Source organism: Marinobacter psychrophilus (genome assembly GCF_001043175.1).
Taxonomy (GTDB): domain Bacteria; phylum Pseudomonadota; class Gammaproteobacteria; order Pseudomonadales; family Oleiphilaceae; genus Marinobacter; species Marinobacter psychrophilus.
Genome location: NZ_CP011494.1, coordinates 1,193,057 through 1,208,467 on the forward strand (window position 1 = coordinate 1,193,057; position 15,411 = coordinate 1,208,467).

Consider the following 15,411-nt stretch of genomic DNA (forward strand, 5'->3'; position numbering starts at 1 on the left):
GAACAAACATGTCGTTTGATGGCGATGAAGAAATCCTGCAGGACTTTCTGGTTGAAGCCGGCGAGATTCTTGAGCTGCTGTCTGAGCAGCTCGTGGACCTGGAACAGAATCCTGACGACAGCAATTTACTGAATGCGATCTTTCGTGGTTTTCACACGGTCAAAGGCGGAGCAGGCTTCTTGCAGTTAGATGCCTTGGTAAACTGCTGTCACTCGGCGGAAAACGTATTCGACACCCTGCGCAACCATAAGCGCAAAGTAACCTCTGAGCTGATGGACGTCGTGCTGGAAACTCTGGACAACGTGAATGCCATGTTTGAAGAGGTGCGTCAGCGTGAAGCGCCCACGCCGGCGCCGCAGGAACTGATTGAGCGGCTGGATCAGCTGGCATTGCCTGAAGGCGAAGCTGCGATTCATTCAGCTGCGCCCGTCAGCGCTGACCAGGGAGACATTACCGATGACGAATTCGAACAGCTGCTCGACGCCCTGAACGGCGACGAAACAGCGTCTGCGCCTGCTAGCGAAACCGGTGTAGTTAGCCCGGTTGCGAGCGGCAATGACGACATCAACGACGACGAATTCGAAGCTCTTCTCGATCAACTTCACGGCAAGGGCCAGTTTGCCGGCGTCCCGGCCGCGCTGGCAGCCAACAAAGAAACCGTGGCCGAGACGAGCAGTGCCCAGCCAACCGATATCTCTGACGACGAATTCGAAGCACTGCTGGACCAGCTTCACGGCAAGGGCGGTAGCCCGACAGGAGCCGTTGCGGCCGAGTCTACCGCGCCAGCGTCCGCGAAAAAGCCGGAACCAGCCAAGGTTCCAATAGCGGCCAAAGCTCCAGCTGAACCGGCACAAGTCAAAGCCAAAGCGCCGACCCGCGAGGCTGCCCATGCCGCTGCGGAAACCAGCGTGCGGGTAGACACTAAACGCCTGGACGACATCATGAATATGGTGGGCGAGCTGGTGCTGGTGCGAAACCGCCTGCAACGCCTGGGTGATCAAAGCGCAGACGAGCAGATGCATAAAGCAGTAGCCAATCTGGATCTGGTTACCACCGACCTACAGGCCGCTGTCATGCAAACCCGCATGCAGCCCATCAAGAAAGTGTTTGGTCGTTTCCCGCGGGTGGTACGTGACCTCGCTCGCAGCCTGAAAAAAGAAATCAATCTGGTGATGCACGGTGAAGACACCGATCTTGACAAGAATCTAGTGGAAGCATTGTCGGATCCGTTAGTGCACCTGGTACGCAACTCGGTGGACCACGGCATTGAAATCCCGGCAGAGCGGGAACGGGCCGGTAAGCCTAGAGTGGGCACCATTACTTTATCGGCGGAACAAGAGGGTGATCACATCCTGCTGTTGATCACCGACGATGGCGCTGGCATGAACGCCGACGTGTTGCGCCGGAAAGCCGTCGAGAAGGGCATGTACGACCAAGACGGCGCCGACCGGCTGACCGATCAAGAATGCTACAACCTGATTTTTGCTGCCGGTTTTTCCACCAAAGATCAGATTTCCGACGTGTCTGGCCGTGGTGTGGGTATGGATGTGGTGAAAACAAAGATCAGCCAACTCAATGGCCAGCTTAGTGTGGTGTCAAAGTTGGGTGAAGGCTCAAGCATTGTGATCAAAGTGCCACTGACTCTGGCCATCATGCCGACGCTGATGATTATGCTTGCTGACCAGTCGTTCGCATTGCCGTTGGTTAACGTAGTGGAAATATTCCACCTTAATTTGAGCAAGACCAACGTGGTAGATGGTCGCGAGTGTGTAGTGGTGCGCGACAAGGTATTCCCGCTGTTTCACATCAAGCGTTGGCTCATTCGTGGCGGTGCTGGAAGCGTTGAGCCGGAAAATAGTCATGTGGTGATTGTGTCTATGGGGACCCGCCAGGTCGGATTCGTAGTTGACCAGCTTGTAGGCCAGGAAGAAGTGGTTATTAAGCCTCTTGGGCGCGGGCTGCTGGGTACGCCGGGTATGGCGGGTGCTACTATTACCGGCGATGGCCGGATTGCGCTGATTATCGATGTGCCCAGTTTGCTACAACATTACAGTTAACGCCGACACATCGCCGATCTATTGTTGATACATCGTCGATTAATTGTCGAACGGCCGCTGGTTTGGCGGGAGACAGGCATTGCCCGGAGAAGTGAATGACGGTTTCTGTGCTGATTGTTGATGATTCCAGTTTCTTTCGTAAACGCCTGAGTGAAATCCTCGGTGCGTCTAGCCAGATTACTGTGGTTGGCACCGCCAGCAATGGCCGCGAAGCCGTAGAGCAAGCAGAGAAACTACGCCCTGACGTGATTACCATGGATTACGAAATGCCGGTCATGGACGGTATTACGGCTGTGCGGGAAATACTGCGCAGACACCCGATTCCGGTACTGATGTTTTCTTCGCTTACTTACGATGGCGCGCGGGTCACCCTGGATGCGCTGGAAGCAGGCGCCGTGGATTTCCTACCCAAGAATTTTGAGGAAATTGCCGGTAACAGCAGTCAGTTACAAAAAATATTGGTAGAACGCGTTGTTAGTATCGCCCGTAGCCGCCCCAGCAGTGGTGGGAGCACTCGCACCCCTGAGCCATCAGGGGCATCGGCTGCGGCTGACCGCGCTGCGACGCCAGCGGTACAGCGGCGCCCTGTAGTTGAGCGCCCCGCGGCTGCAGCAGCGGTTGCCAGTCCGGAGCGCCATCACCGGCGCACACCTTCCAGGCACTATACAGTCGTGGCGATCGGCACCTCTACCGGTGGCCCGGTGGCCCTGCAGAACGTGCTCATCGGCCTGCCCGCCAGCTTTCCCGCACCCCTGATTCTGGTACAGCACATGCCCGCCAGTTTTACCCCGGCTTTTGCCGAGCGGCTGAACCGGTCATGCCAAATACAGGTGCGCCAGGCCGAAGACGGTGACTTGCTGCGCCCCGGCCTGGCTTTGTTGGCACCGGGCGGCAAACAGATGATGGTGGAAAACCGCGGCGGCCAGGGCCGGATACGTATATTGCCCGGCGATGATCGGCTCAATTACAAACCTTCGGTAGATGTCACCTTTGGTTCGCTGGCGCGCAGCTTTCCCGGTAAAACCTTGGGTATTGTACTAACGGGCATGGGCGCAGATGGCCGCGAAGGCTGCCGCATGATGAAACAGAGCGGCTCGATTGTGTGGTCGCAGGATGAAAAAAGCTCGGTGATTTACGGCATGCCTATGGCCGTGGCTAAGGCCGGCCTGAGTGACGAAGTTCTGGCGCTGAACGACGTTTGCCAGCGGCTTAAAGATGGAGTCTGCTGATGGATGTGCTTAGTCTTCTTGGCGTTATCCTGGCGTTTGTAGCCATTTTGGGGGGTAATTTACTGGAGGGCGGTGCGCTTGCGTCGTTGTTCAACGCGCCGGCGGCGCTGATTGTTATTGGCGGTACCCTGGCAGCCACCATACTTCAGACCTCCTGGCCGGTGCTGAAGCATGCGTTCAGCCAATCCCGCTGGGTATTTGTACGGCCGTTTGTTAGCCTGGAAGACGGCCTCGACAAAGTGGTGAACTGGAGTGTTATTGCCCGCAAAAACGGCCTTCTGGGTCTGGAGGGGCTAGCAGAAAGCGAGCCGGAGCGGTTTGTCCAGAAAGGCTTGTTGTTGTTGGTTGACGGTGCCGAAAGCAGCACCATTCGCAGCATCATGGAAGTAGATCTGGACACCCGAGAACAGCGGGATCTGGATTCAGCGCGAGTGTTTGAAGCCATGGGTGGCTATTCGCCTACCATCGGCATTATTGGCGCGGTGATGGGGCTGATTCAGGTAATGACCAATCTGGAAGACCCGGAGTCACTGGGCAGCGGCATAGCCACTGCTTTTGTGGCCACTATCTATGGGGTGGCGTTGGCTAACCTGCTCTTTTTCCCGGTGGCCAATAAACTGCGCGGGCTGGTGCGCGAGCGCACCCGCTACGAAGACATGATGATCGAAGGCCTTATTGCCATCGCTGAAGGTGAAAACCCGAAATCCATCGAAATCCGTTTGCGTGGATTTCTTCCCTGGTAGCGAGTGTTAATTGTTTATGCGACGCCGCAAACCCCCCCAAGATGAGTTTCATAATAAAGAGCGTTGGCTAATTTCATACGCCGACTTCATTACGCTGTTGTTCGCGTTTTTTGTGGTGATGTATTCGGTGTCTTCGGTTAACGAGGGCAAATATAAGGTGCTGTCGAATACCTTGACCGGTGTTTTCAACGCTCCGGAACGCTCGGTCGTGCCCATTACCATTGGCGATCAGCCGGTTGCTGGTGGGCGCAGTGACACCGATTCCGTCATTGCGCCGGTGGTTACCGAAACACCTCTCAGTTTGCCAGCACCAGACAACGCCAGCCGGTCGCTTGCGCTTGAGGCGCTGGCTGGCCAGCTCGGGCAGGAGTTTAGTGCATTGATTAAAGAGGGCGTGATATCCCTGAGCGCAGATGATGAGTGGTTGCAGCTGAATTTGCCCAACAGCCTGTTGTTTGGCAATGCCGACGCTGAACCCCATTACGATTCCTTCGCAGTGATGGAAAAAATTGCGGACGTGCTGCGCGACACCGACAACGCCATTCGTATTGAAGGTTTTACCGATAATCAGACCATTCGCAGTGGTCGCTTTCCATCAAATTGGGAGCTTTCGGCGACCCGCGCGTCGGTTTTGGTGCGCATGCTGGTGATGGATGGCATAGACCCGGCGCGGCTGGCTGCGGTGGGGTACGGCGAACATCAGCCAGTGGCACGCAACGATACCGACGAAGGTCGTCGCCGTAATCGTCGTGTGGTGCTGCTGATTTCCCGCGATGCCAGCATTCGCGGTGCCATACGCTGAACCTGGCACGATTTCTGTAGTCTTTCTTTTAAAAAAGAGTGAACGGCGCTTTTTCAATAGCGAACTACAACGTAACGGCAATACATTGCCGTGTGAAATGCCGAGGGCAGGCAGGAGAGTCAAACGTGCGAATTTGGGCAGTGGCCAATCAAAAAGGCGGGGTGGGTAAAACCACCACCGTGGTTGCCTTGGGCGATCTGTTGGCCAGCCGTGGCAAGCGTGTGCTGATGTTGGATATGGATCCGCATGGTTCGCTTACCAGCTGGTTTGGCTATGATCCGGACAGCCTCAAACACAGCCTGTTTGACTTGTTTCAACATCAGGGAAAAGTGCCCGAAGGACTGCCCGCACAACTGATTACTGACACCGGCGTGGCCAACCTTTCGTTACTGCCGGCCAGCACTGCCATGGCAACTCTGGAAAGGCGGATGACCGGTGTGGAAGGTATGGGTCTGTTGATTTCCCGCGCGCTGGCGCAGTTATGGGATGATTTTGATTATGTGCTGCTGGATAACACTCCAACATTGGGCGTGCTGATGGTTAACAGCCTGGCGGCGGCAAGCCATTTGATTATTCCAGTGCAAACCGAGTTTTTGGCCATTAAGGGTCTTGAGCGCATGTTGCATACCTTGCACATGATTAGCCGTTCGCAGAAAAATCCCTTGAGCTATACCATTGTGCCAACTCTATTTGACCGCCGAACTCAAGCCTCGAATAAAAGTCTGAATCTGCTGCGTGATACCTATCCGCATCAGCTTTGGCGTTTTGCCATACCGGTAGACACAAAGTTCCGTGATGCCAGCGAGTCCGGATTAGTGCCCTCAGCGGTAGACGCCAAAACCCACGGCGTGCGCGCTTATCACCGCCTGCTCGACGACTTATTGGCGCAAACCGGCACTTGGCTGGAGCCGTCTGGTGGCTGACAAAAAAATGACACAGCTGGCGGACCCGCAAGCCGCCATCGCCAGTTATCTGGACGACCTGTTGCACACGGCTACCGAACAGGCGAATCAGCAGGACACCCAGGCTGTTGCCAAACCGGTGGTGGCAATAGCGTCGCAGCCGCTGCCGGCCAAGCCAGAGCCGGCAATTGCTGCGCCATTATTGCAAGCCGTGACCGCTCCGCAACGGTCGCCAATAGCTGGGCTGCAGGCAAGGCCTGAGTGGGCCGAAAAGCCATTTGAATGTCTGATTTTTACCGTGGCAGGTTTGCAGCTGGCGGTGCCCTTGGTGCTGCTAGGGGGCGTTCACCGCATTGACGACAATGTAAGGTCGATGCCGGGAAGTCCGTCCTGGTATATGGGTATTCGCTCGGGCCGGGACAAAAACCTGCGAGTGGTCGACAGTGCCGAGTGGATTATGGCGGGTCGGGCGCCGGCAAACGCACGTGCCAGTTATCGGTTTGTGATACACCTTAACAACAGCGATTGGGGGCTGGCTTGTGATAATGTAGCCCAATCCTTTACTTTGAACCCTCAGCAGGTGCGCTGGCGCACGTCACGGAGCCAGCGGCCATGGCTGGCTGGCACTGTGATTGAACAGATGTGCGCCCTGCTCGACGTTCAGAGCATGGCAAATCTGCTGGCTCGCGCCGAGCGCGAACAGCATCTGGATTTAAGTTGAGAAAGCCCTGGCGAGTGGTTACTGCTAACAAAGGGTAGTGCTGGCACGATTTATGCCCCATAAATTTGTATAGGGGCGCTAATGATGATTTTTTGACGGTCAGGCTGCCCGCAGGGCAGCCGCATATGGAGATCTAACACAATGGCAGCCCCAAGCGGACAGCAAAAGCAGACCAAAGATGACGAGGTACTGCAGTACGTGACCTTTCGTCTGGACGATGAAACTTACGGCATCAACGTAATGCAGATTCAGGAAGTACTGCGTTACAGCGAGATTGCGCCGGTACCGGGTTCACCAGATTACGTTCTGGGCATCATCAACCTGCGCGGCAACGTGGTAACGGTGATTGATACCCGCCGGCGTTTTGGCTTGAACGATGCCGACATCACTGACTCCAGCCGGATTGTGGTGATGGAGTCTGCCGATCAGGTAATGGGTATTCTGGTAGATTCGGTGGCCGAGGTGGTTTACCTCAAGTCCAGTGAAATTGAAGCCGCGCCCAATGTGGGCAGCGAAGAAAGTGCCCGCTTTATTCAGGGCGTGTGTAACAGAAATGGCGAGCTGATCATTCTGGTCGAGTTCGACAAGATGCTGACAGATCACGAATGGGCGGACATCTCAACGCTGTAAGGTCTTAGGCCGGCAGTGAACGCAGATCGACGCCCTGACGCATACCAAGGAGACGTTGCTATGTTTGCTGATATATTTGCCGAGATTCCCCAATGGGTGCCCTGGATTCTGGTCGCTGCAGCACTATCTTTGCTGGTGGCGCAAATCGTTTTGCAAGGGCGGCAGCTGCGGGGGCTGCAGGCGGCGCTAAAAAGCCGCTGTGACATTCTTGGACGCGAACTGCATGCCACTGCCAGCACCGGCATGGGTGTAGGCCAGCGCTTGGTAACCTGCGAGCGCCAACTGTACGAACTGCGAACCACTATCGAGGAAATGCGCCAGAACGATCCGTTGCGGGTGTCTTATGACGAAGCCGCAAGGCTGGTTGATCTTGGCGCCGATATCGACGACCTGATGAACACCTGTGGAATTTCCCGGCCCGAGGCAGAGCTGGTGTCGGCCCTGAAGAAACGCCAGGCAGCCTGAACCTCGGTCCTTGGCGTTATTGAGTGGCGTCTTCCGGTGTCAGACCCTGTATATGAAAAGCGAAGGCCAGAATTTCTGCCACCAGCTGGTACAGCTGTTCGGGGATTTCGTCATTCAGCGACAGTCGTGCCAGGGTGCTGGCCAACTCAGCGTTTTCGTACAATGGCACCCCGTGTTCGCGGGCAATGCGAATAATTTCGTCCGCAAGTTCGTGATTGCCAACAGCGCTGATGGTGGGCGCCCGCACACCGTCGTATTTTAACGCGACTGCCGCTGACGCCTGTTGCGACTCGGTATTTTTGCTCATGCTTTGGTATCCACCAGTCGATGTTGCAGCTTTGTCGCTACCGGGCCCGGATTGCCCTGGCGACACTCCAGATCCGCCACTTCGAGCCCCAGATCCGTCAGGCTGCTGCGCAGTAGCGGCAGTTGTTGGTGCACCTTGCGCAAGGTGGCCAGTTTCTCTGCCCACACCAGAGCGCTCACAGCCTGTTGGCGTAGGCTCACTTCGAATTGCAACGGGCCGGCTTGGTCCAGATCCATCGCCAGTACCAGGCGCCACTCGCCAACGCTTGCCCGTGATGGCCCGCTGCCGCTGCCGTCTTTGCCCGGATGCTGTTCAATCCGCAGTTGTGCCAGCTTGGGTTGCTGTTGCGGGTTCATCCAGGGCAGTTCCAGTAACAGCGTGTTAATGGGCGCGCCGGCATCTGTGCTACCGCGAGCGTTCAACACCTGAGTGTGCAGCTGGTTTACGGTAATGCGGTTGAGCATACCGGCCAGAATTCGCAGCAATTGCCCCACGTTGGGCGGTTCTTCTCTAGCGCTGCTAACGGCGCTGGCCTGAGCCATCGCGAATGCGCCGGGAAACTGTAACGGGGCCTGAATCAGTGCTGGGCTAGCCAGCGGTGTCAGCCGGTTGAACTGCTCTGGCCCGTGTCCCTGCTGTACCAGAAGCGCGGTGATTACCCGGCCAATGGCCAGTTTCAGATCGGGTAGGGTTGCCGACGGTGTTGCTGCCAGTCGCGCTTCTGCAAACAACCCGCTTTCGCTCAGCCATTGCTGTACCTGCTGCACCGCCGCGGTCTGCTGGCCGGCTCCTGGCGCAAGCTGATTGCTGGCGGGTAAACGCGCAAATAATTGTTCGAGAGCTTGGCGCGCTGCTTGCGGCAGAGGCAGCGCGGCGGCTCCCGAGACAGCCTGCGAGGGCAGTTGGCCGAGTGGTGTGTCGGCTTTCACACCTTGCTGCAAGCCTGCCATCAGTCGTGCCAGTCCGCTGTCCAGGCTTTGCTGCCAGGGCAGGCGTTGCACCAGAGCCTGTGCCAGGCTGACTTCCGGGGCAGCTGCCAGTTTGCCCATCAGCTGCAATTCGTTGCCTGCACGCAGCACTTTTATCCAGTCGCCGGCCTGAAGTTTGGTTTCGCCAATACTGGCCTGAACTTGAAGCGGTTTGCCGCGTAAATCCAACAGCAGCTCGGCGCCACCATCCCGGCGTTGAATAACCTCGGTAACCCGTGCCAGCAGGCTTTCGTTACGACCCACCTGCAATTGATCCAGTACCCGCTGGGCGCTTAGCGCGGGCGATGTAGGCGGGGCTGGGGCAGGCGCGTTGGCGCTGCCTTGCGCTGGCCGGCTGTCCGCGCTGGCGGGTGGATTGGGTTGGGGCGGATTGGCGGGAAGTTTCATCGCTACCAAATTGATCTGAAGATGGGTAATCACTGGCTGGGTTCGCTATAATGCACCGCGCCAATATTGAATACACCCGATGCCAGCCTACGCTGCATCGACACGGATACGGGGCCCGGATGTCTGAACCGCTGCTACAGGCGATCAATTTACAGTGTGAACGCGACAAGCGGGAACTGTTCCGTGATTTATCGTTTTCTATACTGCCCGCAACTGTGACTCGTGTCGAGGGTGCTAACGGCTCTGGCAAAACCACTTTGTTGCGTATCTTGGCCGGTCTTAGCGATGCCTGGGCTGGCCATTTGTTGTGGTGCGGCGAGCCGCGTTCCCGCGTGCGCGAGTCATTTTTGCGCAATGTGCTGTATTTGGGTCACCGGCCGGGCATAAAGCCCTTGCTGTCGCCGTTGGAAAACCTGCGGGCGCTGATGGCTGGTCGCCGCCCGATGGGCGACAAAGTCCTTACGCAGGCGCTTGCAAGAACCGGTCTGGAGGGCTACGAACAGGTGCCGTGCCGGCATCTTTCAGCCGGTCAGCAACGGCGGGTGGCGCTGGCGCGCCTGTTGGTTGCCGACGAGCCCCTTTGGTTGCTGGATGAGGTCTTCACCGCCATCGATGCGAGCGGCGTGGCGGCTATCGAAAACCTGCTGCAAGAGCGTGCGGCCGAGGGCGGTGCCGTGGTGTTTACCACCCACCACAACGTACAGATCGCAGGTACGAAGCGATTGGTACTCACACCGGGGGCTGTTGGATATGATGATTAAACCCCTGGATCAGGCCGTCGGTTCGATTGATGCAATGAAAGCAGTGTTCGCTCGCGACATGAAAGTGGCTTTTCGCCAGCGTCAGGATTTGCTCAACCCTTTGCTGTTTTTCATGATGGTGGTGACTCTGTTTCCGCTCGGCGTGAGCCCGGAAATCTCATTTTTGCAGGAAGCCGGGGCCGGCATTTTGTGGGTGGCGGCACTGTTGTCGGTGCTGCTGTCACTGGACCATCTGTTTCGTCACGATTTTGACGACGGCACATTGGAGCAGTTGGTGCTGCAGCCACAGCCTCTGTTTTTGCTGGTGTTGGCCAAAACCATGGCGCACTGGGTGCTAACCGGACTGCCGCTGGTGTTATTAACGCCGGTTTTGGGTGTAATGGTGCATTTGGACGGGAACTCTATCGCTATTTTATGTCTAACGCTGCTAATTGGTACACCTGTTCTTAGTTTGATCGGTGCGATTGGTGCGGCGTTAACTCTGGGTTTGCGATCAGCGGGTGTACTCTTGTCCCTACTGATTATTCCGTTGTACATACCGGTGCTGATTTTTGGTACCGGCACGGTTGCCGCCGCCGCCGAAGGGGCCCCGGTTGGCGCTTATCTGGCGTTGCTAGGTGCGTTTCTGGTGTTAGCTTTGACTCTGGCGCCTTTCGCCAGCGCAGCGGCTCTGAAGGTCAGCCTGTCAAACAGCTAATAGACCAATTCAAACAGAGGCAAGGTATTTAACTGATGTGGCAATTTTTTCACAAGCTGGGATCACCAAAATGGTTTTATGGGATTGCCGCCCGGCTAATGCCCTGGTTGCTGGTGTTTGGATTGCTGTGTCTCGGCGCTGGTTTGGTGTGGGGCTTGGCGTTTGCGCCTAAGGATTACTTACAGGGCAACAGTTACCGCATCATTTTTATTCATGTGCCGTCGGCGTTTTTGGCCCAGTCAGCTTACATGATGATGGCCTCGGCCGCGGTGGTTACACTGGTATGGCGCATGAAGCTGGCCGATGTGTTTGTCAAAGCCGCAGCGCCGGTGGGTTTGATGCTCACTTTTATATCGCTGTTCACGGGCGCGGTTTGGGGCAAACCCACTTGGGGCACTTGGTGGATCTGGGACGCACGGCTTACATCGATGCTGATCCTGTTGTTTTTGTACGGTGGGGTAATCGCTCTTGACCGTGCCATTAATGATGAAAAATCAGCGGCCCGCGCCGTAGCCATATTGGTGCTGGTAGGCGTGGTGAACATTCCGATTATCAAATACTCTGTGGATTGGTGGAATACTCTGCATCAGCCGGCCACCTTCAAGCTGACAGAGAAACCCAGCATGCCGGCAGAAATGTGGGTGCCCCTGCTGCTGTCGGTTATTGGCTTGTATCTATTGTTTGGCTGGCTGGCGTGTCTGCGTATGCAGACGGAAATTTTGATACGCGAACAGCGCACCCGCTGGGTACAGGATCTGTTTCATGTGAATGGAGGTGCCAGATAATGGCGTTTGATTCCTTCGGTGCGTTTTTGGCAATGGAAGGCCATGGCCCCTATGTATGGGCCAGCTACGGTGTATTTTTTGTATTGATGGCGGTGCTGATGGTGGGTTCTTATCGGCGCCGCAATGCGGTGCTGCAAAGTTGCCGTCAGCTCGCCGGTGCCCGTTCGTCGCGGGCGCCAAAACCAGATTCGGACACGGCGCCAGCGGCTGCGGCCAGCTTCACCCGTGTTGATGTTTCCCAAGACTGAGTGGCTGAAAAACCATGCACCCGATCCGTAAAAAACGTTTGACCATTGTGCTGTTCCTGCTGGCTGGCCTTGCTGTGGCGGTAGGCTTGACCACCTACGCCCTGCGCCAAAATATCAATCTGTTTTATGACCCTACCCAGATCGCTGCAGGAGAAGCTCCGGCAGATGTGCGCATTCGCGCCGGTGGTATGGTAGAAGAAGGTTCTGTGCTGCGCGATACGGAAAGCCTGAAAGTAGCATTCAGGGTGACTGACTTTACTGAATCCGTCACCGTTGAGTACGTGGGTATCCTGCCCGACCTGTTTGCTGAAGGGCAGGGTATTGTGGCCATGGGTAGATTAGACAGCGAAGGCGTGTTTGTAGCCGACCAAGTGCTGGCCAAACACGATGAAAACTACATGCCACCGGAAGTGGCCTACGCTCTGGAAAAAGCCTCCGAAAGCCGCGACGTTGTCGCTGAAGCTACCGAAACCCTGACCAACTGATGTCCGTTAAGCGCCCGATACGCAGGGGTGTGTGGCAAATGTGTGGTGTATGGCAAATATGTGGAGTATGGAAAGTATGATGTACCCGGAACTCGGACAGTTTGCACTCATTCTGGCGCTGCTGCTGGCGGTGTTGCTGTCGGTGGTGCCCTTGGTGGGGTCGGTCACTGGCCGCGATAGCTTGCAGGCGTTTGCCCGGCCGCTGACGGCAGGCATGTTTGTATTTGTCGCCTTGGCCTTTGGTATTCTGGCCTACGCTTTTATGACAGATGACTTCTCGGTGGCTTATGTCGCCAACAACAGTAACAGTCTATTGCCCTGGTACTACAAATTCAGTGCGGTGTGGGGCGGCCACGAAGGCTCGCTACTGCTTTGGATCCTGATGCTGGCGGGTTGGACCCTGGCGGTAGCGGTTTTTTCCCAGCGCCTGCCTACGGTGATGGTATCCCAAGTGCTGTCGGTGCTGGGCATCGTGTGCGTTGGTTTTTTGTTGTTCATTGTTATGACCTCGAATCCGTTTGAGCGAATACTGCCAAACATTCCCGCAGACGGCGCAGACCTGAATCCGTTGTTGCAGGATTTTGGCCTGATTATTCACCCGCCTATGCTGTACATGGGCTATGTGGGCTTTTCAGTAGCTTTTGCCTTTGCCATTGCGGCACTCATTAACGGTCGCCTGGACGCCGCCTGGGCGCGTTGGTCGCGGCCCTGGACCACTGTTGCCTGGGCCTTTTTGACCATCGGCATTGCCTTGGGCAGCTGGTGGGCCTATTACGAGCTTGGCTGGGGCGGCTGGTGGTTCTGGGATCCGGTTGAGAACGCGTCGCTGCTACCCTGGTTGTCAGGTACGGCACTGATTCACTCGCTGGCGGTGACGGAAAAACGCGGCGTGTTCAAAAGCTGGACTGTTTTGTTGGCCATTGTGACCTTTGCCTTGAGCCTGCTCGGTACCTTCCTGGTGCGCTCTGGCGTACTGACCTCGGTGCATGCTTTCGCCTCGGACCCCGAGCGCGGCACCTTCCTGTTGGTTTTGTTGGCCATCACGGTGATTGGAAGCCTGATTCTGTACGCGGTTCGTGCACCTACTGTGCACGTGCGCGCCCGTTACGGTTCCATGTCGCGGGAAATTTTCCTGCTGCTGAATAACGTCATGCTGGTATCGGCTACTCTTCTGGTGGCGGTGGGCACGCTTTATCCGCTGGTGCTGGACTCACTGGATATGGGCAAACTGTCTATTGGCGAGCCGTTTTTCAATTTGACCTTTGCTCCGCTGGCCATCGCCGCCGGGCTGTTAATGGGTGTGGGTGTTTTTTCACGCTGGAAGAAAACCGACGCTGGCTGGTTGGCGCGTAAACTGCTGTGGCCGCTGGCCCTCAGCATTCTGATCAGCGCTGCGGCTATTGTCGGTTACGGCGAGTTCAAAACGATGGCTTTTCTTGGCATTTTCACAGCGGTGTGGGTGGCTGTGGCCACGTGCTGGGACCTGTGGGACAAGTCGAACTCACGTAAGGGCCGGATGCATGGGCTCAAGCGCCAGTCGCGCAGCTATTACGGCATGGTGCTGGGGCATCTGGGCCTGGCGATGATCATCGCAGGCGCAACAGTGGTATCTAATTACGGCATTGAGCGCGACGTTCGTATGGAGCTGGGCGATGTTGCCACCGTGGGCGACTATCAGTTTGTGTTCACTGACATTGGCCAGCGCCGGGGTGCAAACTTTACCGCCGAGTACGGTGGTTTTGACGTGTTGTTGGACGGCCGTAAAGTGGCTGAGTTGCACCCGGAAAAACGCCAGTATTCGGTGGGCATGAGCGTGATGACCGAAGCAGACATAGATGCGGGTTTTACTCGCGACATTTTTGTCGCTATTGGTGAGCGCATCTCAGACAACGCCTGGGCCATTCGCCTGCAGTACAAACCTCTGATTCGCTGGTTGTGGTTGGGTGCTTTCATAACGGCGCTTGGTGGCTTCCTGGCGGTGAGTGACAAACGCTACCGTATCCGCGAACGGGCAACCGAGCCAAAAGCAAAACTTGCCGACAGCGGCTCTCTTGTCGCGAACCCGGTGATGACTTCTGTTACAACACCGGTGACAACGTCGGAGGCTCGGTCTTGATGAAGCGGGTCTTGTTGTTTTTGCCGTTGTTAGTGGCTCTTGTTTTAGGCGTATTGCTGTTTTCGGGCATCGGTAAAGATCCGACAAAGCTGGATTCAGCCCTGGTCGGTAAAGCCATGCCGGAGTTCGCTCTTGAGGACCTGCACCAGCCAGAGGTGCAAGTCAGTCAGCAGGTGTTTCAGGGCGAGCCCAGCTTATTGAATGTGTGGGGCACCTGGTGCCCGTCGTGTCGCGACGAGCATGCTGACTTGATGTGGCTGGCCAAAAACGAAGGCGTGCCCATTGTGGGGCTGAACTACAAAGACCAGCGTGCCGAGGCCAAAGCATGGTTAGAACGCCTGGGCGACCCCTACAGCGCCAGTGTTTATGATCCCAAAGGCAGCTTGGGCTTCGATCTGGGTGTGTATGGCGCTCCGGAAACGTTTGTAATTGGTGCTGACGGCACGGTGCTGCATCGCCACGTGGGCGTGGTGAATAAGCAGGTGTGGGAAGAGACATTACGGCCTATTTTGAACCAGGCGGGAGGTCAGTACTGATGACCATTTTCAAGCTTTTTAGCCGCTTTGCACCGGCGTGGGTGTCGGCCCTGCTGATTGTTCTGGCACTGCCGGTTCATGCGGTAGTGCGCGACGTTTATAATTTTGATACTGAGGAAAAACAGCAGCGGTACCAGGTCATGATCACCGAGCTGCGCTGCCCCAAGTGCCAGAACCAGAACATTGCCGACTCTAACTCGCCGATTTCCGAAGACATGCGTGACGAGGTCTATCGGATGATGACAGGCGGCGCCAGCGACGTAGAAATTATGGATTCGCTGGTGGGCCGGTTTGGCGAGTTTATCCGCTACAAGCCCTTAGTAGAAAAACGTACCCTGCTGTTATGGGCAACACCGGCCATTTCAGTGTTAGGCGGTCTTTTAATTGTGGGTGGTATTGTTTTACGTTCGCGCCGCACCAACGAGATTGACAGTGAGCTGAGCGCCGAGGAACGGGCGCGGGTGGAGAAAATTATGGATGGGCACAACGGCAAATCAGATTCACAGGCGTAACGCCCAGAACAAACCGCAATCACATTTAACGATTTTCTC

The 15,411-nt window shown here is 56.3% G+C and carries 18 protein-coding genes; 16 read left to right on the forward strand and 2 right to left on the reverse strand.

Features of this window, described 5'->3' with window-relative positions; genetic code table 11:
• Positions 1-8: 8 nt before the first annotated feature.
• From ABA45_RS05290 to ABA45_RS05325, 8 genes are all read left to right on the forward strand, one after another.
• Positions 9-2,057: a chemotaxis protein CheA gene (locus ABA45_RS05290; RefSeq protein WP_048384609.1), complete on the forward strand. Its 2,049-nt coding sequence runs from the start codon at positions 9-11 to the stop codon at positions 2,055-2,057.
• A 95-nt stretch (positions 2,058-2,152) separates the two neighbouring features.
• Entirely contained in the window at positions 2,153-3,286 is a 1,134-nt protein-coding gene (locus ABA45_RS05295; protein WP_048384610.1) for a protein-glutamate methylesterase/protein-glutamine glutaminase, read from the forward strand.
• Positions 3,286-4,029: a flagellar motor protein gene (locus tag ABA45_RS05300; RefSeq protein ID WP_048384611.1), complete on the forward strand. Its 744-nt coding sequence runs from the start codon at positions 3,286-3,288 to the stop codon at positions 4,027-4,029. Before ABA45_RS05295 ends, ABA45_RS05300 begins: the two co-directional genes overlap by 1 nt.
• 16 nt (positions 4,030-4,045) lie before the next feature.
• Entirely contained in the window at positions 4,046-4,831 is a 786-nt protein-coding gene (gene motD, locus ABA45_RS05305) for a flagellar motor protein MotD (protein WP_048384612.1), read from the forward strand.
• A 125-nt stretch (positions 4,832-4,956) separates the two neighbouring features.
• Positions 4,957-5,754, forward strand: a complete 798-nt coding sequence (locus tag ABA45_RS05310; protein ID WP_048384613.1) for a ParA family protein — start codon at positions 4,957-4,959, stop codon at positions 5,752-5,754.
• A complete protein-coding gene (locus ABA45_RS05315) occupies positions 5,747-6,454 on the forward strand; it encodes a chemotaxis protein CheW (RefSeq protein WP_048384614.1) in 708 nt (235 codons plus the stop codon). The genes ABA45_RS05310 and ABA45_RS05315 overlap by 8 nt, the downstream gene beginning before the upstream one ends.
• A 141-nt stretch (positions 6,455-6,595) precedes the next feature.
• Positions 6,596-7,084 (forward strand): chemotaxis protein CheW, encoded by a 489-nt coding sequence (locus ABA45_RS05320; RefSeq protein ID WP_048384615.1) that lies wholly within the window; start codon positions 6,596-6,598, stop codon positions 7,082-7,084.
• Positions 7,085-7,144: 60 nt separating this feature from the next.
• On the forward strand, positions 7,145-7,549 hold the full coding sequence (locus tag ABA45_RS05325; protein ID WP_048384616.1) for a DUF2802 domain-containing protein: 405 nt from the start codon (positions 7,145-7,147) through the stop codon (positions 7,547-7,549).
• A 16-nt stretch (positions 7,550-7,565) separates the two neighbouring features.
• Here the strand turns inward: ABA45_RS05325 and ABA45_RS05330 are convergent, their stop codons facing one another.
• Both ABA45_RS05330 and fliK read right to left on the reverse strand, forming a co-directional pair.
• On the reverse strand, positions 7,566-7,856 hold the full coding sequence (locus tag ABA45_RS05330) for an EscU/YscU/HrcU family type III secretion system export apparatus switch protein (protein WP_048384617.1): 291 nt from the start codon (positions 7,854-7,856) through the stop codon (positions 7,566-7,568).
• Positions 7,853-9,265 carry a flagellar hook-length control protein FliK gene (gene fliK, locus ABA45_RS05335; protein WP_227506134.1) on the reverse strand — a complete coding sequence of 471 codons (1,413 nt, stop codon included), beginning with the start codon at positions 9,263-9,265 and terminating at the stop codon, positions 7,853-7,855. The genes ABA45_RS05330 and fliK overlap by 4 nt, the downstream gene beginning before the upstream one ends.
• Positions 9,266-9,351: 86 nt before the next feature.
• On the opposite strand from fliK, the gene ccmA reads away from it, so the two are divergent.
• From ccmA to ABA45_RS05375, 8 genes are all read left to right on the forward strand, one after another.
• Positions 9,352-9,993 (forward strand): cytochrome c biogenesis heme-transporting ATPase CcmA, encoded by a 642-nt coding sequence (gene ccmA / locus ABA45_RS05340; RefSeq protein WP_048384618.1) that lies wholly within the window; start codon positions 9,352-9,354, stop codon positions 9,991-9,993.
• On the forward strand, positions 9,983-10,690 hold the full coding sequence (gene ccmB / locus ABA45_RS05345) for a heme exporter protein CcmB (protein WP_018402936.1): 708 nt from the start codon (positions 9,983-9,985) through the stop codon (positions 10,688-10,690). The genes ccmA and ccmB overlap by 11 nt, the downstream gene beginning before the upstream one ends.
• A gap of 35 nt (positions 10,691-10,725) precedes the next feature.
• Positions 10,726-11,475, forward strand: coding sequence for a heme ABC transporter permease (locus ABA45_RS05350; RefSeq protein WP_048384619.1), 750 nt, complete (start codon positions 10,726-10,728; stop codon positions 11,473-11,475).
• Complete coding sequence (gene ccmD / locus ABA45_RS05355) at positions 11,475-11,723, forward strand: heme exporter protein CcmD (protein ID WP_048384620.1); 249 nt, start codon at positions 11,475-11,477, stop codon at positions 11,721-11,723. The genes ABA45_RS05350 and ccmD overlap by 1 nt, the downstream gene beginning before the upstream one ends.
• A gap of 14 nt (positions 11,724-11,737) precedes the next feature.
• Positions 11,738-12,208, forward strand: a complete 471-nt coding sequence (gene ccmE / locus ABA45_RS05360) for a cytochrome c maturation protein CcmE (protein WP_048384621.1) — start codon at positions 11,738-11,740, stop codon at positions 12,206-12,208.
• Positions 12,209-12,287: 79 nt separating this feature from the next.
• Positions 12,288-14,324, forward strand: a complete 2,037-nt coding sequence (locus ABA45_RS05365; protein WP_048384622.1) for a heme lyase CcmF/NrfE family subunit — start codon at positions 12,288-12,290, stop codon at positions 14,322-14,324.
• A complete protein-coding gene (locus tag ABA45_RS05370; RefSeq protein WP_048384623.1) occupies positions 14,324-14,860 on the forward strand; it encodes a DsbE family thiol:disulfide interchange protein in 537 nt (178 codons plus the stop codon). Before ABA45_RS05365 ends, ABA45_RS05370 begins: the two co-directional genes overlap by 1 nt.
• On the forward strand, positions 14,860-15,372 hold the full coding sequence (locus ABA45_RS05375; protein ID WP_048384624.1) for a cytochrome c-type biogenesis protein: 513 nt from the start codon (positions 14,860-14,862) through the stop codon (positions 15,370-15,372). The genes ABA45_RS05370 and ABA45_RS05375 overlap by 1 nt, the downstream gene beginning before the upstream one ends.
• Positions 15,373-15,411: the final 39 nt, after the last annotated feature.

What these genes read in the sequence shown, in the direction of transcription:
- ABA45_RS05300 (WP_048384611.1), top strand. Translation starts at nt 3,286, where the DNA reads ATGGATGTGCTTAGTCTTCTTGGCGTTATCCTGGCGTTTGTAGCCATT.
- motD (WP_048384612.1), top strand. Translation starts at nt 4,046, where the DNA reads ATGCGACGCCGCAAACCCCCCCAAGATGAGTTTCATAATAAAGAGCGT.
- ABA45_RS05290 (WP_048384609.1), top strand. Translation starts at nt 9, where the DNA reads ATGTCGTTTGATGGCGATGAAGAAATCCTGCAGGACTTTCTGGTTGAA.
- ABA45_RS05330 (WP_048384617.1), bottom strand. Translation starts at nt 7,856, where the DNA reads ATGAGCAAAAATACCGAGTCGCAACAGGCGTCAGCGGCAGTCGCGTTA.
- ABA45_RS05365 (WP_048384622.1), top strand. Translation starts at nt 12,288, where the DNA reads ATGTACCCGGAACTCGGACAGTTTGCACTCATTCTGGCGCTGCTGCTG.
- ABA45_RS05350 (WP_048384619.1), top strand. Translation starts at nt 10,726, where the DNA reads ATGTGGCAATTTTTTCACAAGCTGGGATCACCAAAATGGTTTTATGGG.
- ccmD (WP_048384620.1), top strand. Translation starts at nt 11,475, where the DNA reads ATGGCGTTTGATTCCTTCGGTGCGTTTTTGGCAATGGAAGGCCATGGC.
- ABA45_RS05295 (WP_048384610.1), top strand. Translation starts at nt 2,153, where the DNA reads ATGACGGTTTCTGTGCTGATTGTTGATGATTCCAGTTTCTTTCGTAAA.
- ccmA (WP_048384618.1), top strand. Translation starts at nt 9,352, where the DNA reads ATGTCTGAACCGCTGCTACAGGCGATCAATTTACAGTGTGAACGCGAC.
- ABA45_RS05325 (WP_048384616.1), top strand. Translation starts at nt 7,145, where the DNA reads ATGTTTGCTGATATATTTGCCGAGATTCCCCAATGGGTGCCCTGGATT.
- ccmB (WP_018402936.1), top strand. Translation starts at nt 9,983, where the DNA reads ATGATGATTAAACCCCTGGATCAGGCCGTCGGTTCGATTGATGCAATG.
- ABA45_RS05375 (WP_048384624.1), top strand. Translation starts at nt 14,860, where the DNA reads ATGACCATTTTCAAGCTTTTTAGCCGCTTTGCACCGGCGTGGGTGTCG.
- ABA45_RS05370 (WP_048384623.1), top strand. Translation starts at nt 14,324, where the DNA reads ATGAAGCGGGTCTTGTTGTTTTTGCCGTTGTTAGTGGCTCTTGTTTTA.
- ccmE (WP_048384621.1), top strand. Translation starts at nt 11,738, where the DNA reads ATGCACCCGATCCGTAAAAAACGTTTGACCATTGTGCTGTTCCTGCTG.
- ABA45_RS05320 (WP_048384615.1), top strand. Translation starts at nt 6,596, where the DNA reads ATGGCAGCCCCAAGCGGACAGCAAAAGCAGACCAAAGATGACGAGGTA.